General features: G+C 50.5%; 24 protein-coding genes. 2 read left to right on the forward strand and 22 right to left on the reverse strand.

The window, feature by feature from the left end; translation table 11 throughout:
- Positions 1–16: 16 nt before the first annotated feature.
- The 13 genes from rpsD to JU82_RS01810 form a co-directional block, all read right to left on the reverse strand.
- Positions 17–643: a 30S ribosomal protein S4 gene (gene rpsD, locus JU82_RS01755; protein WP_037945818.1), complete on the reverse strand. Its 627-nt coding sequence runs from the start codon at positions 641–643 to the stop codon at positions 17–19.
- An 11-nt stretch (positions 644–654) separates the two neighbouring features.
- Positions 655–1047: a 30S ribosomal protein S11 gene (gene rpsK / locus JU82_RS01760; RefSeq protein WP_037945820.1), complete on the reverse strand. Its 393-nt coding sequence runs from the start codon at positions 1045–1047 to the stop codon at positions 655–657.
- Positions 1048–1058: 11 nt separating this feature from the next.
- Positions 1059–1430: a 30S ribosomal protein S13 gene (rpsM, locus tag JU82_RS01765; protein ID WP_037945822.1), complete on the reverse strand. Its 372-nt coding sequence runs from the start codon at positions 1428–1430 to the stop codon at positions 1059–1061.
- A gap of 2 nt (positions 1431–1432) precedes the next feature.
- Entirely contained in the window at positions 1433–1546 is a 114-nt protein-coding gene (gene rpmJ, locus JU82_RS11575) for a 50S ribosomal protein L36 (protein ID WP_015654591.1), read from the reverse strand.
- A gap of 194 nt (positions 1547–1740) precedes the next feature.
- Positions 1741–3000, reverse strand: coding sequence for a homoserine dehydrogenase (locus JU82_RS01770; RefSeq protein WP_037945824.1), 1260 nt, complete (start codon positions 2998–3000; stop codon positions 1741–1743).
- A complete protein-coding gene (locus JU82_RS01775) occupies positions 2997–4220 on the reverse strand; it encodes an LL-diaminopimelate aminotransferase (protein WP_037945826.1) in 1224 nt (407 codons plus the stop codon). Before JU82_RS01775 ends, JU82_RS01770 begins: the two co-directional genes overlap by 4 nt.
- Positions 4221–4290: 70 nt before the next feature.
- Entirely contained in the window at positions 4291–4929 is a 639-nt protein-coding gene (locus tag JU82_RS01780; protein WP_037945828.1) for a hypothetical protein, read from the reverse strand.
- Positions 4930–4946: 17 nt separating this feature from the next.
- Positions 4947–5756, reverse strand: coding sequence for a hypothetical protein (locus JU82_RS01785; RefSeq protein WP_037945829.1), 810 nt, complete (start codon positions 5754–5756; stop codon positions 4947–4949).
- Positions 5753–6430 carry an RNA methyltransferase gene (locus tag JU82_RS01790; RefSeq protein WP_037945831.1) on the reverse strand — a complete coding sequence of 226 codons (678 nt, stop codon included), beginning with the start codon at positions 6428–6430 and terminating at the stop codon, positions 5753–5755. The genes JU82_RS01785 and JU82_RS01790 overlap by 4 nt, the downstream gene beginning before the upstream one ends.
- Positions 6431–6443: 13 nt before the next feature.
- Positions 6444–7253 (reverse strand): 16S rRNA (cytidine(1402)-2'-O)-methyltransferase, encoded by an 810-nt coding sequence (rsmI, locus tag JU82_RS01795; protein ID WP_037945833.1) that lies wholly within the window; start codon positions 7251–7253, stop codon positions 6444–6446.
- A 23-nt stretch (positions 7254–7276) separates the two neighbouring features.
- On the reverse strand, positions 7277–7477 hold the full coding sequence (rpmE, locus tag JU82_RS01800) for a 50S ribosomal protein L31 (protein ID WP_037945840.1): 201 nt from the start codon (positions 7475–7477) through the stop codon (positions 7277–7279).
- Positions 7478–7582: 105 nt separating this feature from the next.
- The gene (locus JU82_RS01805; protein ID WP_037945842.1) at positions 7583–8245 is read right to left on the reverse strand and encodes an RsmE family RNA methyltransferase; all 663 of its coding nucleotides are present in this window, start codon (positions 8243–8245) and stop codon (positions 7583–7585) included.
- Complete coding sequence (locus JU82_RS01810; RefSeq protein ID WP_037945844.1) at positions 8242–8655, reverse strand: hypothetical protein; 414 nt, start codon at positions 8653–8655, stop codon at positions 8242–8244. The genes JU82_RS01805 and JU82_RS01810 overlap by 4 nt, the downstream gene beginning before the upstream one ends.
- Before the next feature lie 90 nt (positions 8656–8745).
- Here JU82_RS01810 and glp point away from each other — a divergent pair, with 90 nt between their 5' ends.
- On the forward strand, positions 8746–9963 hold the full coding sequence (glp, locus tag JU82_RS01815) for a gephyrin-like molybdotransferase Glp (RefSeq protein WP_037945846.1): 1218 nt from the start codon (positions 8746–8748) through the stop codon (positions 9961–9963).
- Here the strand turns inward: glp and JU82_RS01820 are convergent.
- The 9 genes from JU82_RS01820 to mnmG all read right to left on the reverse strand — a co-directional run bounded on the left by JU82_RS01820 (position 9960) and on the right by mnmG (position 18285).
- Complete coding sequence (locus tag JU82_RS01820; RefSeq protein ID WP_037945848.1) at positions 9960–10541, reverse strand: 6-carboxytetrahydropterin synthase; 582 nt, start codon at positions 10539–10541, stop codon at positions 9960–9962. The two genes, glp and JU82_RS01820, sit on opposite strands and share 4 nt — an antisense overlap.
- A gap of 49 nt (positions 10542–10590) precedes the next feature.
- Entirely contained in the window at positions 10591–11349 is a 759-nt protein-coding gene (locus tag JU82_RS01825) for a 7-carboxy-7-deazaguanine synthase QueE (protein ID WP_037945850.1), read from the reverse strand.
- Between the two features lie 2 nt (positions 11350–11351).
- Positions 11352–12317, reverse strand: a complete 966-nt coding sequence (moaA, locus tag JU82_RS01830) for a GTP 3',8-cyclase MoaA (protein WP_037945852.1) — start codon at positions 12315–12317, stop codon at positions 11352–11354.
- 114 nt (positions 12318–12431) lie between these two features.
- On the reverse strand, positions 12432–12827 hold the full coding sequence (locus JU82_RS01835; protein ID WP_037945854.1) for a hypothetical protein: 396 nt from the start codon (positions 12825–12827) through the stop codon (positions 12432–12434).
- Positions 12828–12837: 10 nt separating this feature from the next.
- Entirely contained in the window at positions 12838–13716 is an 879-nt protein-coding gene (locus tag JU82_RS01840; RefSeq protein ID WP_037945857.1) for a c-type cytochrome, read from the reverse strand.
- Positions 13716–14966, reverse strand: a complete 1251-nt coding sequence (locus JU82_RS01845; RefSeq protein WP_037945859.1) for a cytochrome bc complex cytochrome b subunit — start codon at positions 14964–14966, stop codon at positions 13716–13718. Before JU82_RS01845 ends, JU82_RS01840 begins: the two co-directional genes overlap by 1 nt.
- Positions 14967–14976: 10 nt before the next feature.
- Positions 14977–15480: a Rieske 2Fe-2S domain-containing protein gene (locus tag JU82_RS01850; protein ID WP_037945862.1), complete on the reverse strand. Its 504-nt coding sequence runs from the start codon at positions 15478–15480 to the stop codon at positions 14977–14979.
- Positions 15481–15532: 52 nt separating this feature from the next.
- Positions 15533–16411, reverse strand: coding sequence for a hypothetical protein (locus tag JU82_RS01855; protein ID WP_037945864.1), 879 nt, complete (start codon positions 16409–16411; stop codon positions 15533–15535).
- The gene (mnmG, locus tag JU82_RS01860; RefSeq protein WP_037945866.1) at positions 16411–18285 is read right to left on the reverse strand and encodes a tRNA uridine-5-carboxymethylaminomethyl(34) synthesis enzyme MnmG; all 1875 of its coding nucleotides are present in this window, start codon (positions 18283–18285) and stop codon (positions 16411–16413) included. Before mnmG ends, JU82_RS01855 begins: the two co-directional genes overlap by 1 nt.
- A 117-nt stretch (positions 18286–18402) precedes the next feature.
- Between mnmG and JU82_RS01865 the strand changes: the two genes are divergently transcribed.
- Positions 18403–18600 carry a hypothetical protein gene (locus JU82_RS01865; RefSeq protein WP_037945868.1) on the forward strand — a complete coding sequence of 66 codons (198 nt, stop codon included), beginning with the start codon at positions 18403–18405 and terminating at the stop codon, positions 18598–18600.
- The last annotated feature ends 27 nt before the right edge of the window (positions 18601–18627 follow it).

The following is an 18627-nucleotide window of genomic DNA, read 5'->3' on the forward strand; positions in this document are numbered from 1 at the left end:
GCCCTTTCTTTAATGATTATTTCGAGTAAAGCTCGACGATTAGACGTTCCTCAACAGGGATAACAACTTCTTCACGCTCTGGGAGACGTGTAAAAATACCGAATACTTTATCCTGGTCGATATCAACCCACGGAGCAAGACCGGTTTGGTTGGTAAGTTCAACCGCACGAACAATTTGATTGTTCTTTTTGCTACGCTCGGCAATTTCAATTTTCTGGCCCGGTTTAACGCGGTATGACGGAATGTCAACACGTTTGCCGTCAACCATGATGTGACCGTGGTTTACCAATTGGCGCGCAAAACGACGAGTCGTTGCGAAGCCCATGCGGTAAACAACGTTATCAAGACGCTGCTCAAGCAAAACAACCAGGTTTGTACCGGTGTTACCTGTACGGCGTTTCGCTTCGGCGAACAATGAACGCATTTGTTTTTCGCTCAATCCGTACATAAATTTGGCTTTTTGCTTCTCACGAAGCTGTGTGCCGTATTCAGAAATTTTAGTGCGGCGCTGACCGTGTTGGCCAGGTCCGTACGGACGTTTGTCAAGGGCACTTTTACCTGCTAGACGGCGCTCACCTTTTAGACCAAGGCTTACTCCGAATCTTCTTTCGATTTTTTCTACGGGTCCTCTATATCTTGCCATTACAAACCTCCTTACACGCGTCGGCGCTTAGGCGCACGACATCCATTGTGTGGTAGCGGAGTAACGTCTTTCATGAATGAAACGCGTACACCCTCGATAGCTCCAACACTTTTAACTGCTGTTTCACGACCAGAACCCGGTCCTTGAACTTTGATTCCCACTTCTTTAATTCCGTGGACCATTGCTTTTTCCATCGCCGCTTCTACTGCTTGTTGCGCAGCAAACGGAGTTGACTTTTTAGAACCTTTGAAACCAAGGCTTCCGGCCGAACTCCATGCGATCATGTTACCCATCTCGTCCGTAACGGTTACGAGAGTATTGTTGAATGAAGCCAGGATATGCACGATACCTTTGGCAATATTCTTTTTAACGATTTTTTTACGGGTTGCTTTTCTTTTTGCCATACTCTAATCCCTTACTTTGTGGCCGAGCCGACAGTTTTCTTTTTACCTTTGCGTGTGCGTGCATTGGTTTTAGTTTTCTGACCACGGCATGGAAGACCTTTACGGTGACGAAGACCACGGTATGAACCAAGATCCATCAACGCTTTGATGTCCATTGCAACTTCTTTACGAAGATCCCCTTCTACAGCGATGCCGCTGCTGCGAATCTCTTTAGCGATCGTTGCCGCTTCGTCTTCAGAAAGTTCGAATACACGTTTATTGTAATCGATCCCTGAAGCGTCCAAAATTTTACGAGATGTGTGCAAACCGATACCATAGATATAGGTTAGACCGTACTCGATACGTTTTTTCTTAGGTAAGTCTACACCAGCAATACGTGCCATGCTTATCCTTGTCTCTGTTTATGTTTTGGGGTTTTGCAGATTACGCGAACTACCCCTTTGCGCTTGATGATTTTGCAATCGTCGCACATTTTCTTCACTGAAGAACGTACTTTCATCGGTAGGCTCCGTTCATTTAGGTCACTTGCCCTCGTAGGTGGATAGTCATCACACCAATACTTCTAACTGCGTCAAACACAGTGAGAAACATTCAACCTGTGTGTCCGAGTGTGCAAAGTGGACGCGTATGATACAGCATTGTATGTTAAATTTTTATTAAGGTAGAAATGAAGGAGAGGCGAAGGTGCCTCTTTTATACGATCCGTATCATAAACGGGGTTTCCAAAACCGAATCGAGGTCTTGGAGCTGAAGCATCATTTGACGAATCGAGCGTTCCGTCGCTTCATGGGTAGCGAAAAGAAGATGGGCGCATTCGGTTTCGCTCGGGCGCTGAATCACCGCTTCGATCGAAATGGCATGGTCGGCGAACAGCTGGGTGATTTTGGCCAAGATTCCCGGTTTGTCCGAAACTCTCAAGCGCAAATAGTACTTGGAGCGGATCGCATCCGAGGGCTTGAGTTTCAACCCTTCCTCAAGCGGATGGTTGAATCCGAGCATCGGAGAACGTTTGCCGGAACGGACAATATCGATGATGTTGGCGACAACGGCGCTTGCGGTTGCATTGCCTCCGGCCCCCGGTCCGTAGTACAGCGTTTCGCCGACGCGGTCTCCGACGACACTGATACCGTTCATGACTCCGTCGATCTTGGCAATCATCGCCTCTTCGCCGACCAATGCCGCATGCACCCGAAGTTCCACCTCGTTACCGTCGCGCTTGGCGATGCCGAGCAACTTGATGGTGTAACCGAACTCTTTGGCAAAAGCGATATCGGCTTGCGTTATCCCTTCGATCCCTTCAATCAGAATCTCTTCGGGCTTGGCGTCGATTCCGTAGGCGATCGATGCTAAAATCAGCAGCTTGTGCGCGGCATCGAATCCGCCGATATCGAACGTCGGATCGGCTTCGGCATACCCAAGAGCCTGAGCTTCGGCCAATACCGTCTCAAACGCCGCCCCTTCGTGCATCATTTTGGTCAGCATAAAATTGCACGTGCCGTTCATGATCCCCATGATCGAGAGGATATGATTGGCCGAAAGTCCGTCGCGAAGCGCGTTGATAATAGGGATTCCCCCGGCAACGCTGGCTTCGAATTCAAACGGGATATCCCCAGCGATCTCCTGGAGTTCGTATCGGTGGTATGCCAGAAGCGCTTTGTTAGCCGTAACAACCGCTTTTTTGTTTTGAAGCGCTTTTTTAAGCACTTCGAGGGGAAGTTCCACCCCTCCCATCAATTCGACGACGATATCGATTTCGGGATCATCGATGATGTCGTACGGGTTTTGCGAAAGGGTGATCGGAAGATCCGCCGCTTTGGCAAGGTTACGGGCGACACCGCTTTTGACGACAATATCATCCCCCGAACGGGCGGTGATAATCGAACGGTTCTCTTCGAGGATCTGTACGACGGCACGTCCTACCGTGCCGACACCGATAACGCCGACACGTGTCACTCGGGAACCTTACCGCTCATAGTGCTCAAAAAATGTTTGATGTTTTTGGCTGCCTGACGGATACGCTGGTCGTTCTCGATCAACGCGATGCGCACGTACTCGTCGCCGTAATCGCCGAATCCGATTCCCGGCGCAACCGCAACGTTCGCTTCGACAAGCAGGCGTTTTGAGAATTCAAGGCTTCCCAGGTGAATAGCGCATTCAGGAATTTTGGCCCAGACAAACATCGAAGCCTGATTACGGCGTACCGGCCATCCCGCACGGTTAAATGCTTCGATCAAAACATTTTGACGATGATCGTATTTATCGGTGATCTCCTGAACGCACGCTTGATCTCCGGTAAGTGCCACGGTAGCAGCGACTTGGATCGGGGTAAACATCCCGTAGTCCAGCCAGCTTTTGATCTTTTGAAGTGCGCCGATCAGTTTGGCGTTTCCGACAAAGAAACCGACACGCCATCCCGCCATGTTATAACTTTTCGAGAGGGTAAATGCCTCGACCGCAACATCTTTTGCCCCCGGGACCGAGAGGATTGAAGGAGTTTTGTAGCCGCCGAACGTCAAATCGCCGTACGCAATATCGCTGATGATATAGAAACGTTCACGCTTTGCCATCTCAACGACACGGGTATAAAACTCGGGCGTTACGGTCGCGGTCGTCGGATTGTGCGGGAAGTTGACGACAAGATATTTAGGCTTTGGAAACGATACGTGGAATGCGTGTTCAAGCCGCTCGAAAAACAGATCTTCGTCCACTTTGTAATCTTCATCAAACGGCAGTTCCATTTTTTGAACATTTCCGCCGGCCAGAATAAAGCCGTAGGAGTGAATCGGATAGGTAGGATCGGGAACAACGACGACGTCACCCGGATTGGTGATCGCATAGGCCAAATGCGCGTATCCCTCTTTGGAACCCATTGTAGCAACCGCTTCGGTATCAGGATCAAGATCAACGTCATAACGGCGTTTGTACCAATCGCAAATCGCTTGACGGAGTTTTGGAATCCCTTTGGAAACCGAATAACCGTGTGTTTTGGTTTTTTCTGCCGATTCAACCAATTTTTTACGGATATGCTCGGGGGTATCACCGTCCGGATTTCCCATACTGAAATCGATAACGTCGCATCCGGCACGACGACGCGCCATTTTAAGCTCGTTTACTTCGGCAAATACATATTTGGGAAGGCGTTTAATCCGGTCAAATTGGATTTCATCAAACATGGGTACAACCTATGACTAAAAAATTGCGCCATTTTAACATAAGAGGCTTAGTTTATCTATAATTTTTCTCTTAGCGTCCGGGAGATTTGGACTCAACCCACATCCCTTCTCTAAGCGCTTTCATCCCCCAGAGATTTGAGACTTTCAGATAATAGGCGCCTTCGGGGAGCAGCAGTTTATAGGATTCTTGGGGTGATACGGAACGAAACGAATAAAGCACGTTCATCGCCCCATCGAGTACCGCGATATCGGGATACCATTGGCCGACGTACGGGGCTTCTATGTGAATGACCTGAGGGGTTTCGATCCGAAACCACTGAGGAGCCTGCGTACGTTCCAGCTGTGTTCCCTCTTCGGTGCCGATCATCGGGACGTTCCAAACCCCTTTTTGGGCATTGACGCTTAGCTTGAGTACTCCCTTGGTCGAACCGTCGTTAACGGCTTCTACCCCTTCATCCGCAAGGTTTTCACTGAATGCCGCCAGATTGAACGCCCGAAGCCCTACCGCTTCCCCGGTTATCTCGCCGTGGCGGTTTTGGACCGAAAAAGTGTGGATATCAAGCTTATAGCCGACCGTATTAAAACCGTTTTGAACCGTTTTTAAAGCAACCATCGGCTCGCCGTGAAATGCGATTACGGTTTTGATACGGTTAGGTTGCAGGGCAAAGGCCAGCAGCGGTACCAAGACGATTATTCCCAGTCCTCTCATGCCTTAATCCTTTGAAATTACCAGTTTTTACCGCCGTTGCGTTCGAGAAACTCGCTTTGGCTTATCAGCCGGATCGAGCCGTTTTCAATGCTCAAATGAACCGTGTTTTTTTCTTTTAAAAGCTGCTGTCCGCTCTTTGAGTTAATCTCGACCATGCCGTGTCCCAGTACGACAAGCCAGTTTTTGCTCGTATCGATCACAATGGGCTCACCCGTAATTTTCTGGGTTTTGGTACCGGTACTCATATCAATCATGCCGACCCATACTTTGTACTTTGGCAAAATTGTAGTGCTGTTCAGCGGCTGTGCCCCTGCAAGCGTAGGTTTGGTCGTGTTCAGTTCGGTACCCGCTACCGTTTGATTCGTCTCAGACGTTACATTGGTTTCGGCACTCACATTAGCCTCTGCCGGCTCTTTGATGGCCTCTACTGCCAGCGAACTCAATTTCATAACGTCTTCGCGCGGCGCATTCGAAAGAAAGCTCTGAAGAACATATCCTCCTCCGAGCAGTATTGCGATCGCGGCGGCGGCGGCAACAACCCATTTTTCTTTCGCATTTGACGGTGCTTGCAGAATCACCGATTTTTTCGGAATTATCAAGTCCGCATGCTTATCCCGATACATGTCGTATTCTTCACGCGTGTCGTTCAGATTGATATCATACTCGCGTTCCAGGATAGAAAGAAACCCCATAAACTGCACCCGACCGATCTTGTCGTAGGATTTTGCAAGAAGCAGTTCCAGTTTATCCCGAGATATGTGGGTTTTTTCATGGATTTTTTCCGATCCAAGCGCCTGTAAGTCTTCGAACGTTTGATATTTACTCATCGCATCCTCTCCATCAAAATTGCGCCGGCCACGCCGACATTCAACGAATCAAAATCGTGCGCCATCCGTATGGAAACACCGTGGTCAAGCCCTTTTTGGACTCTGCCGCTCAGACCTTCGCCCTCGCTTCCCAGAATCAATGCCCGCTTGGGCTCAAAACGCATCTCGCGAACATCCGTCCCTTCCATCATCGCGCCATAAAGACTGAAGCCCGACTGCTTCAGCTCGTGCATCACGTCATGGACGTTGTTCACGATCACCAGCGGCAGATCAAGGGCCGCTCCGCTGCTCGTGCGGATGATCGGCTCCAGATTCGGCTCCCGGATTCCGCAGATAACTAGGGCATCGACTCCCAACGCGTACGCACTGCGGACCAGTCCGCCGATGTTTCCAACGTCCGTGATGGAACTAAGTACCACCACGAAATCGCACCGCTTCAAAAACGGGGAGGCATAGGGTACCACGGCGGAAATCTCGGCGATGTAGCCTTGATGATTGCCCCCTTTGACCATTGACTGTGCGGCATTGGGAGGAATCCGTTTGACCTCAAATCCCATTTTCATGAGGTGGGAATACTCTTTTTTATCGAGCTCTTTGGCCACGTAAAGTGTTTTGATGCGGTCACGATGCCGCTCTATCGCATATTGAACCGGTTGTTTTCCATATATAAGCATAAAGTATTATATCCTAAGATTTCAAGAGGCGGGTGTAGCACTCTTTGGGATTTTCGCCCGTAATGCGGGCGATCAGTTTGGAAGCGGCTTTTTTGGGGATGTCCAGAGCCAGAATATCGGATTCGGACAACGAGGAGCCTCTTCCTTCGGAGGCTTCGATCACGACAACCCATTCGCCGCGGATATCGCCACCGAGGCGCGCGATCAGTTCCTCCGCAGTGCCGCGATAAAAATGCTGAAATTTTTTGGTGATCTCTTTGGCCAGAAACACTTTTCGCTCCGGTGCGGCCGCGGCGATTTCGCTCAGTAGTTTGTCCAGACGGGTCGGCGCTTCGTAGAGCACCGTCGTGTAGCCGTTGAACAACGCTTCCTGCAGCGCCGAAGTACGGTCGTTTCCTTTGTGCGGCAGGAACCCGAAAAAAAGCATTTTGGTTTCGACAAATCCGCTTGCGACGAATGCCGTCAGTGCCGCATTGGCCCCGGGAAGAACATCGTAATCGATCTCGCGATCGATGCAATAGCGTACCAGCATCTGGCCAGGATCGCTAAAACCGGGCATACCCGCGTCGCTTACGTAAACGACGTTTCGGTCAAAAAAATCGGGAGAGAGAGCGGCGACGAAATCGGCTTCGTTATGGGAGTGGAGACTGATAAACTCCGGCTCGGATGTGCTCAATCCGTGCCGTTCTTTGAGTAAATGGAGAAGTTTTTTGGTAACACGGGTGTCTTCGCACAGTAAAACATCCGCTTTGGAGAGAGTCTCTAATGTACGAAGGGAGATATCGGCAATATTGCCGATAGGAGTGGGGACCAATGAGAGCATCGCGTCCCCCTTTCGCTACAAACTTAGCTAAGTTGGTAACGTTTTTTGAATTTATCGATACGTCCGGCAGTGTCTACTTGACGCTCAGAACCGGTGAAGAAAGGGTGGCATTCGCTGCAGATATCGACGCGAACCGCTTCTTTGATGCTTGTTGTTGTAAATGAGTTGCCGCATGCGCAAGTAACCGTGCACGCTACCACGTTAGGGTGAAGATCTTTTTTCATTGTTTTGCCTTGATGGACGACGGCGTTGTACGTCGGCCGGTATAGTTTTACATCCGTACTGGGGCGGATGATTTGGAGGCGAATTATAACGGAAAAAATCTTTTTTTACAATAACGCGGCCGCTACGGCGACGGCAGCCGTTTCGGAACGCAGAACGGTCGGAAGCGAAAACGATTTGACGTTCTTGAAAAGTTTCCGCTCGCTTTCGTCAAATCCCCCTTCGCATCCGACCACAACCGTGTTGATCGGTCCGCCGCATCCCAGAGCATCCCCTCCGAAATCAAGTACCGCCGCATCGGGATGATCGCTTAAAAAAGCGCTCAGGCTCTGCGATTCGGCCAATTCGATGACCGACGTCCGTCCGCATTGCATGATCGAACTCTCCATGAGGCGCATCATGCGTTCAAAATCAAGGCGAAAATTGCGTTGGGAACGGCGGCAATGGATAAACGTAATCTTGCTTACGCCCAGCTCGGTCAGCATCGGAAGCGTTTTGTCGATGGTCTTCGGATCGATCAGACACCATCCGATATGCAGTTTCTTACCCGCTTCGCACGGGGCATTGCGGCGGTTCTCAAGATGAAAATAGGCATTTCGACCGTCGGTTTTCTCCAACCGGTAGAGACATTCGTCCTGAAGGTTCTCTTTGGAACGCAATGCGATCAGATCGCCGGCTTTATGACGGCGGACTTTAATCAGGTATTTGTAATCATCCCCCGAAATACTCAGTTCATCGGCGCCGGCATCGGCATGAAGCAAAAACTTCATACGACGATCATCCAGACGCTCATTGATGCGAGCAGCGCCATTTCAATCCCCAAAAATCGGAACGCCTTGGCTTTGTACTGTGCGAATGAACCTTCCTGCGCGATATCGGTCCGCCGCTTGAGGGTTTTATAGCGCTTGGCTTCCAGAATAATCATAATTACGGCAATGACGATCATCGCTACATTGGAGCCACTGAACGCCAGATGCTTGGCCGCCATCATCACCGCTCCCGTAAAGAGGATAAGCGCTATCAATGACGCCGAGATCGGCATCACGATACGCATCCGTTTGGCATAGCGGATAACATGCTGCGAAAGTGCCAGCATAACGATATTGAAGAAAACGACTCCCATCAGGACAATAACGCCGAAATAATGGATGTTCAATCCCGTTGCATACATAGCTTCCATAAAGGGGATTTTACCTTAAATTGCCTATAATGATCCATTATTTTCTCGAACGTTTGATGCATTCATGCACAAAAATCCCAAGGAGACGAAATGGCAATCAGCGTAGAAGAGGCACTGGAAAAAATTTACGCCCTGTCCAAAGCGCTGGGAAGCGAAATCGAGCCGATCGAGAATGCGGTACACCGTGTTTTGGCCCAAAAGGTCACCGCCGCCTATCCGCTCCCCTCATTCGACAACTCGGCCATGGACGGCTACGCCGTACGGGTGGAAGACGCGGGCAAAACCCTCCCCCAATCCTGCACCGTTTTTGCGGGTGACCAAGAAGAGATCCGCATGGTCGAGGACCAATGCATCCGAATCATGACGGGAGCCAAAATCCCCCAAGGATGCGAAGCCGTCGTTCCGATTGAAGAAGTCGTCGTATCGGGAGATTCGATCACATTGCCCTCCTCCATCCGCCCTTCCCAACATATCCGTCTCAAAGGGGAAGACATCGAAACCGGCATGACGCTGCTGGAAGAGGGGACGCAGTTTCACGCCCATCATATCGCACTGCTCGCCTCGCAGGGGATTACCCATGTTCGCCTCTACCGCCGCCCCAGAGTCGCCCTTTTTTCGTCGGGAAACGAACTGAAAATGCATTACGAACGTCTGGGAGCCAACCAGCTTTACAATACCAATACCCCGACCTTTTCGACGCGCTCCCGCGAGCTGGGATGCGACGTAATCTTTACCGGAACCGCCGAAGACACCCTTGATTCGATTCAAGACCATATCCGCAGCGCCCTGAACGCCGATTTTATCATCACCTCGGGGGGGGTGAGCGTCGGAGACGCCGACTTCACGAAAGAAGCGTTCTCTTCTCTCGGATTTGAGTGCGCTTTTGAATCGGTCGACATCAAACCGGGCAAACCGACGACCTTCGGCCGAATCGGAGAAACCGTCGTTTTGAACCTTCCGGGAAATCCCCTCGCTGCGGCACTGTGTTTCGAGCTTTTCGGCCAAAGCGCCATACTTGCGCTCAGCGGCCGAAAGGACAAATACCTCTCGACCATCACGGCCCGTATGGCCGAGCCGTTCAAAATGAAAAAAGGACGCAAATCACTGATACCGGGATGGTTTGACGGCTCGACCTTTACCCCCAGTCCGAAATTCGGACCCGGAATGGTGCTGCCGCTTTCACGCGCCAACAGCTACATGATGGTCGATGCTTGTGTGGAAGGATTTGAAAAAGGGGCCGAGATCAAAATCATCCCGACGCGATGGTGCTTCACGACCGAATCAAAAGGATCGCTAACGACGTTTTAAACCGTATCGGGGTTGAGAAAAATGTCCCCGCTCAGGATTCTCTCCCATAACTGCGGATCGCTCCACCCCTCGCGCACCTCTTGGCTGAAACGGATGGCATCCAAGGGAATCGTTCCCATCCACTCCGAATAGGCGTCTTCCTCAAAAGCCTGAGCGTACCCCGTATCGGTTTCATGGACGATGATGCTGTGCAGTTTCACCCCTTTTTCCCCGTTGATCATATGGGTGCATCCCAGCAATCGGTCGATCATCAAAAAAATGACGCGTGCGAACTGTTCGCATGAGGGCGAGACGGGAAGCTCGACCCAGCGTTCGGAGTGAGCTTTCATCGCATCGATGTATTCGCGGTTATCCGCATCCCAGATCGCAACCGCATGGTCGAAGCTGTCAATAAGCTCTTTCATCCCCTGCTTCATCAACCCGAAATCGTACACCATCTGCCCTCGGTCGAGGTATTTGGATTCGAACAGTACTTCGACTTTATACGAATGGCCGTGGATCGACGCGCGGCACCGCTGCGTCGAACATCCCCGAACGACATGGGCGTTTTCAAATTTAAATAGTTTACGGATAATCATAAATAAAGCCTTTTGAGGTCACAAAATGTGACTTCAAGTATGTTACGTATTATACCCCGTGATTCTGATCCCAGATACGGATATGGAGACGGTCGGAGTAGATAAAACCGCGCCGTTTGCAAAACTCGATGACCGCTTCGCAGTTGGCCTCGATGTGAGCCTTGTCCCCGCCTAGAGGCATGCAATAGACAGGCGTATAGGGATACGAGGCGATAATGGTGTCGATTTCGGCTTCGATATCGCCAAGAAGCGACGGTTCATCGACGGTAAATTTGAAAAAACTCTCTTTGGCGTTTGCGACGATCGATGCGATCGCATCCTCTTTGACCCGCTTTTCCAACGGTTCACCGCTGTTGGAAAGTTTGACCGAAAGGGCGTAGGCCGCCTCTTTGTAAAAAGGAAAGCGGCGGAAATCGGGGGCTATCGTCCCGTTTGTTTCAAACGTCACCCGGTGTCCCTGCGATACCAGATACTCGATGAATTCGGCAAAGACCGGTTCGTTCACGTAGATGAGCGGTTCACCGCCGGTAAGGACGACGTCGACGTGAGGGGGCAGACGGTAGCCGTTCATAATCCAAATCAGCGTCTGAAGCTCCTCGATCTCCTGCCACATCTCGCCGAAAGCCTTGCGGTTGACCGCGTACACGGTATCGCATCCGGTGATTTCGCTGCCGCAGGGGGCGATCTCGGTACACCCGAATCCCTCGCACGTCAGGTTGCAGCCGCCGAAGCGGAAAAAGAGCGACGGATGGCCCGTGTATTTTCCTTCCCCCTGAACGGAGTAAAAATGTTCGACTAAATACAACATTTTTAACCTCCCGTTTCGTAGAAAGCGCGGCTTGAGGCTTCGGCATCCCCTTCGCTCCAGCGGTTTTTCTCGGGCTTGGTGCGGATGACCTCTTTAAGCACCAGCGCCGCTTCCTTGATATCGCCGCGCCGAACCGCGTCGCGGATCGACATCGCCTCGTCGAAATAGAGGCAGGGGATCAGATTCCCCTCGGCGGTCAGGCGGATACGGTTGCATTTGGTGCAGAAATCGTCTTTGTGCGGTTCGATGATCCCGAATTCGTATCCGTCTTCGAGCTTGTAATAATGAGACGGGGAGTGGCCGTCGAATCCTTCGTCCTCATAGGAATAACGGCTTGCGATGATCGACAGAAGCTCCGGGCTTTGCATCCCTTTGATGTTCACTTCGGCATGGACGTTTTCCATGTATTCGATGAAACGAACCGTCATCTTGCGTGCTTTGCAGTATTCAAGAACATCGAGGATTTCGCCGTCGTTCAGCCCCTTCATCGGAACCATGTTCACTTTGACTTTCATCCCTACTTTCAATGCTTCTTCAACGCCCTCAAGAACCTGCTTCAGGACGTCTTTTTTGGCAATCGTTTCGGCTATCTCGGGTTTGAGAGAGTCAATCGAGACATTGATGCGGCGAAGCCCGGCGTCATACAGTTTCTGCGCGGCCCCTTTGAGCAAAAACGCATTGGTCGTCATCGCCAGATCGATATCGTTTTCGTAGTCTTTGATCATCTTGATAAATTTGTCGAGGTCTTCGCGCAGCAGCGGTTCGCCGCCCGTGATACGGATTTTTTTGACCCCTTCGTCAATCGCTACTTTGATGAATTGAAACAGCTCCTCAAAACTGAGAAGATTCTCTTTCGGTACCCATGAAAACGGCTTTTCAGGCATACAGTACTGACATCGGAAATTGCATCGTTCCGTCACCGAAACCCGCAAATAATCGACCGTTCTGCCATAACTATCTACTAACAAATTTATCCTTCTGACATCAACCTAAGCAATCTGGCGGGAGTGTAGCGAAATGTTGTTTGGAGTTTTATTTATTGAGGAAATTAGAGGGGAAACCCCGTTAAGGGGTTTTATTGTTTACCAGCCGCGAACGACTGCGTGGCACGCAGTACATGCGTTCACGATTTCAGAATAAGACTGGCTGGCTTTTGAAAATTGTTTTTTATCCAATGCGGCAAGCATTTCCGATGATGCTTTATCAATCCGTTTCGCTGCATTGAAGGCGATATTGCTCATATGCTGCTTTTCTTTCGGAAGATATTTTTTGGTTGCTTCACTGTTGTGGAAAAGAGCGTTTGCGTTATGAATCTCTTTTACCCCTTCTTTGATCAATGCGGGCGTATTGTACAGAAACCCTTTTTGAACATTGTTCAAACCGTTTTCCATCTTGCCCATATTTAATACCAAAGTTTCATTGGCCATTGCGGCACCCGCGAGGAGTGCGCCAAGAGCCATCATTTTGATCATTTTCATCCATTACTCCTTAGTGTACTTCGGACCAGATTTTGCGTTTCCACAAATAGGCAAGGATTGCGAAAATCAGCGTATAAATCATTACCCAGATTCCGAGTGATTCACGCTCCGCTTTTTTGCGGTCGCCGATCTCTTCCATGTACGCGATAACCTCTTCCTGAGCTTTTTTATTCAGACCGGTGCGAGGCATTGCCGTTCCCGGCAAAAGTACCTGAGGATCATTTATGAAGCTATACAGATAGTGTTCTCCGCGGCTTTTGATGTACTGAGACAAATCCGGCGGAGTCGCGCCCATATAGGTCTTGATCGTATCGATAGGGGTAGTCGATTCGAGTCCCGCATACGCCATCGAGTGACATCGTCCGCACGCAGCTTCAAACGTCTTTTTATGCGATTCGGTTCCCGATTTCGCCGTTGGAGCGACCGATTGCAGATACGCCACGATGTCCATGATCTCCTGAGCGCTCATCCAGTTATACGAAGGCATCGGGAACGCTTTCCCGCTCTCGGGAGTAAATTTATGCTGGAGCTTCATCGCGCTCACAGGATCATAAATAAAATTCGCCAGATAGTTTTTATCGTAAATCCATCCCGCACCGCTCAAATCCGGCGGAACGACGCCGTAACTGGCGGCCGCATCGGCATTCGGCATAACTTGCGGATGCCCTACCGATTCAATCGAGTGACACGCGATACAGTTGGCTTCTACAAGCACTTTACCGTTTTCGACGTTCCCGACCAAAGACGTATCGACGTTTTTAAGGTCTTTGAACGTAAAGTCCGCCGGAGCAACTTCGGGATGCATCACATGGTGTGCATACGGTTCAATCCCGTAATAGGTAATGCCGACAAGAGCAACAATGACGGCTAAGATTTTAAACTCTTTCATTATTTGCCCCCTACTTTTTTAGCTTCTGCTTTGGTAATGAACGGCAACGCCGCGAACAAAGTCAAAAATGTCAAAGACGATGCAAAACCGACCCATGCGTTCGCACCGGTCGGAGGCAATTTACCATACACGGTCAAGACGATCAAATCGACCATCATAAACCAGAACCAGTATTTGAAATACGGGCGCTGATTCGCCGGCTTCACCATCGGTGAACGGTCAAGCCACGGCATGAAAAAGAAAACGGCGTTCGCGATACCGAATGCGATCAGACCGAGATCTTTACCTGAAATGCCGCCGATCTCAAAGAAGAAACCGCGCAATACCTCATAACTCCACAGGAAATACCACTCAGGGTAGATGTGGGCGGGCGTTTTGAGGCCGTCCGCTTTGTCAAAGTTGATCGCATCCATCGCAAAACCGTAATGGAAGAACACCAGATAAAAGAAGAACAGCATAAAGAATCCGAGGACAAAAAAGTCTTTGGACAAAAATACCGGCCAGAAAGGGACGACTTTGGACCCTTTTTTGTCACCTGCTTTGTATTTTTCCGCTTCTTCGTCGAAATCGAAGAATTCGCCCGCTTCGTTATTGACGTGCGGGAAGCGCAACGCATAGAAGTGCAACACGATCGCACCGATGATCAACAAAGGGATCAGCAATACGTGAAGCATAAAGAAACGGGTCAAGGTTGCATCGGAAACGTAGAAGTTACCGCGAATCCAGACAACGAGTTCGTCCCCGATCACCGGAATACCGCCGAAGATCTCGGTAATAACGTACGCCGCCCAATACGACATTTGTCCCCACGGAAGCATGTATCCGCTGAATCCTTCGGCTGAGAAAAGGACAAACAAAAGCATCCCTGAAATCCAGATCATCTCACGCCCTTTTTTGTACGAGCCGTAGTAGATGCCGGTAAACATGTGGATATAAATCACCAAAAAGACAACCGATGCGCCGACCGCATGGATGTGTCTGAAAAGCCAGCCGTAGGCGACTTCCTGCATTATCGTGTAGTTGACGCTGTCAAACGCCATATTGACGTCCGGTTTGTAGTACATCAACAGGAAAATTCCCGATACGACCAAAAAGGTGAACAATACGCTCAGCAATACGCCCATCGCCCACAAAAAGTTGATATTTTTAGGAATCCAATATTCCGTCATCATCACTTTGGCAAAGTTGACGACACCTAAACGCTGGTCAAACCACTCGAGCATTGAGTCTGCTTTTTTAAATTCTGCCATTGTCCCCCCCTTACGCTTTCGCTGCCATCATGGCTTTGTATTCGGGACCTTCTTCGCCGAGTACAAGCGTTACGCCGTCAAGTTTGAACGGAGGAATATCAAGCGGCCGCGGAGGAGGTCCGAATTTGTTAATACCCGCATCGGTAAACTCGCCCCCGTGACAGGCGCATTTGAAATCATGCTGATCGGCGCGGTACGCCGGAATACAGCCAAGGTGGGTACACAACCCGATCATCACTGAAAAATAGTGGTCGCCGATTTTGACACTGCGTCCGTCGGTCGGTTTCATATCTTCGGTGTATTTAAGGACAAACACCGGTTTACCCCGCCATACAACGACTTCAAGCTTATTGGCTTCTAGCCCTGACACGTCAACCGTCGTGAAACCGGCAGACATGACGCTTGGAAGCGGATCCCATGTCTTTTTCATCGCGATAAGCGATGCGATCCCTCCAACAGCGGCGACGGCACCAAAGGCTTTTCCGATAAACCCTCTTCTGCTTTCATCCATCATTGTTATCTCACTTAATTTGGAAATTTAACGTTCCATCATAAGTTAAAAAGGTTTAAGTTTCACTAAAATCGAAAGTTTTCCTTATGAATTCGATTACTTTTGTGTTGCTTTTGTCGATTTGGTGATAGTTGTTTGATAAAGCGGTACTTATGGCTTGCATAAGCTGTTCTTGTGTCAATGCCGTTACGACGGGAATATTGAGCGTTGCAAACAAAGGGATGAAATCATCCGCATAATCGGCTCTTTGCAGATAGACCGGACGGCCGCCGCCCGCGAGGTTTTGGAGTACCGCCTGAGGCGATGCGCTGATCAGAACGTCGGTACGGCGGACCACCTCATCGTACGCTTCGGCATCATGGATCGTCCCGAAACTCTCTTTGAGACTGTTCTCATACCCGAGAAAATGGTAAAAGCCCATCAGCAGATCCATTTTTGCCGGTTTAAAGACCTCCTGATATTTTTCCAGATCTTTCTCGTAATCGTCATCCCCGAAAAACAGCGCCGTCGGAATCGTTTTTGGAAGCTGATCGTAATAGCGTTCGTCAATCGCAACCGCTTTGCATATCCCCTCTCCGTCCAAATACGGAGAGATCAAAAATTCATTCGGATGTTTTGTGTCTGCCGGATCGTCCGTGACGCGGATAAAAGTAGAAAAAAACCGGGTCATATCCTCAAGCAGCGTCGGGTTGAGTTCGGCGGAATCAAAAATGATTTTGTCCCCGTGTTGCGCGATTTGGGGAATGTTGCGCACCACGTCGACACCGACGGCACGTTTTATCCCGTAGTCACGGGCTTGTGCGGCAATCCGAAAATCGGAGCACAGCAACGTGATGTCCATGAACTCCTGAAGCCGGCTGACAATCGCGGCCGCACGGTGAAAGCGGTCCAAACCGATGCGGTGACCCGTGTGAACGTAATAGAAATATCGCATTATTTTCCTTTTGCCGCCATCTTGATGTAAATATGCAGAATGTCCAGAGCCGCGGGGGTGATGCCGCTGATTTGGGACGCCGCCTGCAAGGTCGGAGGATTGAACCGCTCCAGTTTTTCGACGATCTCTTTGGAGAGTCCCGAAACCGATTTGAAATCAAAATTCTCAGGAATCGCGATATGGAGCATTGATTCCATCCGCTTGATGTCGTCGCTTTGCTTTTCGACGTAGCGGGCGTATTTGGCCTCGATCAGAATCTGCTCTTGGATGTAGGGGTCAAGCTCTCCGAACTGCGGAAACAATCGGACCAGCTTGTCCAGATCGAACGTTTTGCGCGATACGAGCTGCAACGCGGTCAGTTTATCGCTGATTCTCTCTTCGTCCATCGCTTCGAGCACTGCCAGAAACTCTTTGTTCGGAGTGTACACGGTTTCTTCGAGCAGCTTCAACCCCTCGGCGATTTGGCGCCGTTTGGTCTCGATCCTCTCTATCTGCGCATCGTCGAGCAAACCGATGGCATGGCCGTAGTGACCCAGACGCAAATCGGCGGTCTCTTCGCGCAGCAGCAATCGGTATTCGGCGCGGGAGGTGAACATCCGGTAGGGTTCTTTTGTCCCTTTGGTCACCAGATCATCGATCAGTACGCCGATGTAGGCTTCGTCGCGGCGCAGGATCAACGGCTCTTTGCCCTGCAGCGACAACGCGGCGTTGATTCCCGCCATCAGCCCCTGGGCTGCTGCTTCTTCGTATCCCGTCGTCCCATTGATCTGTCCGGCGCAGTAGAGGTTTTTGATCTTTTTCGTCTCAAGGCTGTGGCGCAGCTCGGTCGGATCGACGTAATCGTATTCGATCGCATAGCCGTAGCGGACGATTTTCGCGTTTTCCATCCCCTGCACCGAATGGATCATCGCGCGCTGCACGTCGGGCGGAAGCGACGTACTCATCCCGTTGATGTAGCACTCGGTATTCTCCGCCGTCTGCGGCTCGATGAAGAGATGATGGCGTTCTTTGTCCCGAAAGCGGTTAATCTTGTCCTCGATACTGGGGCAGTAACGCGGTCCGATCCCCTCGATCTGTCCCGTAAAGAGGGGTGCTCTGTGGAAGTTTCCTTCGATCAGGCTGTGGGTTTCTTCGTTCGTGTAGGCGATGTAGCAGGGGAGCTGTTTTTTTTCACGGGCAAATTTCTCCCGGTCGGTCCGGAAACTGAACGGGTTGGGAAGCTCGTCGCCGTCTTGAAGTTCCATAACCGAAAAATCGATCGAGGAGCTGTCGACGCGGGGGCATGTACCCGTTTTTAGCCGTCCGACGTTCAGCCCGAGCTCTCGGAGCTGATCGCTCAGGCCCTTCGCCGCAAATTCACCGAACCGTCCCGCTTCCTGCGTCACTTCGCCGATGTGGACGACACCGTTGAGAAACGTTCCCGTCGTCAGGATGACGCGGGCCGCACGGTAGTCGTTGAGCAAATGGGTGCGGACGCCGACGACCGTGTCATCCTCGACAATCAGGGCGTTGACCGTCTCTTGAATCAGGCTGAGATTGGGGGTCGTCAGAATTGTGTTGCGGGCGATGACACGGTAGCGGTCCATGTCAATCTGTGCGCGGCTGCCGCGTACGGCAGGCCCTTTGGTGATATTGAGGATGCGAAACTGTATTCCGGCTTCATCCGTCAACAGCCCCATCTCGCCGCCGAGTGCATCAAGTTCGCGTACCAGATGCCCCTTGGCCAATCCGCCGACAGCGGGATTGCAGCTCGTCGCCCCCACCTGTTCGGCCAGAATCGATACCATCAGGGTATTGTGTCCCATCCGCGCCGATGCCAGGGCCGCTTCTACTCCGGCATGTCCGCCGCCGACTACGATAACGTCATAGTGCATAATATTCTTCTTTGCATAAATTATTAACGCAATTATAACCTCCAATGTTGAAAGCTATAAAATCCAAAGGAAAAATAGCCTAGAATTAAGAAAACCTTTTGATGACGAGAGATTGCCATGAATAACGACAAGCCCAAAACATTGGAAGAAATGCTTCAAAATTACGATCCTAGCCCGGTCGAATACGATCCGCAAATCGACGGTGATGAAGAACACCTTATCCGAGACCAGCTTCTGGAAGAGAAAGAACGGCTCAAGGATGTTGTCACAAAACTTAAAGAAAAACAACGCGAGACCAGAAAAGTGCGCCGTTAAGGGTGCTCCGCTATAATCTCGCGAAAA

This window comes from Sulfuricurvum sp. MLSB (assembly GCF_000747095.1).
GTDB lineage: Bacteria > Campylobacterota > Campylobacteria > Campylobacterales > Sulfurimonadaceae > Sulfuricurvum.

What these genes read in the sequence shown, in the direction of transcription:
- rpsD (WP_037945818.1), bottom strand. Translation starts at nt 643, where the DNA reads ATGGCAAGATATAGAGGACCCGTAGAAAAAATCGAAAGAAGATTCGGA.
- rpsK (WP_037945820.1), bottom strand. Translation starts at nt 1,047, where the DNA reads ATGGCAAAAAGAAAAGCAACCCGTAAAAAAATCGTTAAAAAGAATATT.
- rpsM (WP_037945822.1), bottom strand. Translation starts at nt 1,430, where the DNA reads ATGGCACGTATTGCTGGTGTAGACTTACCTAAGAAAAAACGTATCGAG.
- rpmJ (WP_015654591.1), bottom strand. Translation starts at nt 1,546, where the DNA reads ATGAAAGTACGTTCTTCAGTGAAGAAAATGTGCGACGATTGCAAAATC.
- JU82_RS01775 (WP_037945826.1), bottom strand. Translation starts at nt 4,220, where the DNA reads ATGTTTGATGAAATCCAATTTGACCGGATTAAACGCCTTCCCAAATAT.
- JU82_RS01780 (WP_037945828.1), bottom strand. Translation starts at nt 4,929, where the DNA reads ATGAGAGGACTGGGAATAATCGTCTTGGTACCGCTGCTGGCCTTTGCC.
- JU82_RS01785 (WP_037945829.1), bottom strand. Translation starts at nt 5,756, where the DNA reads ATGAGTAAATATCAAACGTTCGAAGACTTACAGGCGCTTGGATCGGAA.
- JU82_RS01790 (WP_037945831.1), bottom strand. Translation starts at nt 6,430, where the DNA reads ATGCTTATATATGGAAAACAACCGGTTCAATATGCGATAGAGCGGCAT.
- rsmI (WP_037945833.1), bottom strand. Translation starts at nt 7,253, where the DNA reads ATGCTCTCATTGGTCCCCACTCCTATCGGCAATATTGCCGATATCTCC.
- rpmE (WP_037945840.1), bottom strand. Translation starts at nt 7,477, where the DNA reads ATGAAAAAAGATCTTCACCCTAACGTGGTAGCGTGCACGGTTACTTGC.
- JU82_RS01805 (WP_037945842.1), bottom strand. Translation starts at nt 8,245, where the DNA reads ATGAAGTTTTTGCTTCATGCCGATGCCGGCGCCGATGAACTGAGTATT.
- JU82_RS01810 (WP_037945844.1), bottom strand. Translation starts at nt 8,655, where the DNA reads ATGGAAGCTATGTATGCAACGGGATTGAACATCCATTATTTCGGCGTT.
- glp (WP_037945846.1), top strand. Translation starts at nt 8,746, where the DNA reads ATGGCAATCAGCGTAGAAGAGGCACTGGAAAAAATTTACGCCCTGTCC.
- JU82_RS01820 (WP_037945848.1), bottom strand. Translation starts at nt 10,541, where the DNA reads ATGATTATCCGTAAACTATTTAAATTTGAAAACGCCCATGTCGTTCGG.
- JU82_RS01825 (WP_037945850.1), bottom strand. Translation starts at nt 11,349, where the DNA reads ATGTTGTATTTAGTCGAACATTTTTACTCCGTTCAGGGGGAAGGAAAA.
- JU82_RS01835 (WP_037945854.1), bottom strand. Translation starts at nt 12,827, where the DNA reads ATGAAAATGATCAAAATGATGGCTCTTGGCGCACTCCTCGCGGGTGCC.
- JU82_RS01840 (WP_037945857.1), bottom strand. Translation starts at nt 13,716, where the DNA reads ATGAAAGAGTTTAAAATCTTAGCCGTCATTGTTGCTCTTGTCGGCATT.
- JU82_RS01845 (WP_037945859.1), bottom strand. Translation starts at nt 14,966, where the DNA reads ATGGCAGAATTTAAAAAAGCAGACTCAATGCTCGAGTGGTTTGACCAG.
- JU82_RS01850 (WP_037945862.1), bottom strand. Translation starts at nt 15,480, where the DNA reads ATGATGGATGAAAGCAGAAGAGGGTTTATCGGAAAAGCCTTTGGTGCC.
- JU82_RS01855 (WP_037945864.1), bottom strand. Translation starts at nt 16,411, where the DNA reads ATGCGATATTTCTATTACGTTCACACGGGTCACCGCATCGGTTTGGAC.
- mnmG (WP_037945866.1), bottom strand. Translation starts at nt 18,285, where the DNA reads ATGCACTATGACGTTATCGTAGTCGGCGGCGGACATGCCGGAGTAGAA.
- JU82_RS01865 (WP_037945868.1), top strand. Translation starts at nt 18,403, where the DNA reads ATGAATAACGACAAGCCCAAAACATTGGAAGAAATGCTTCAAAATTAC.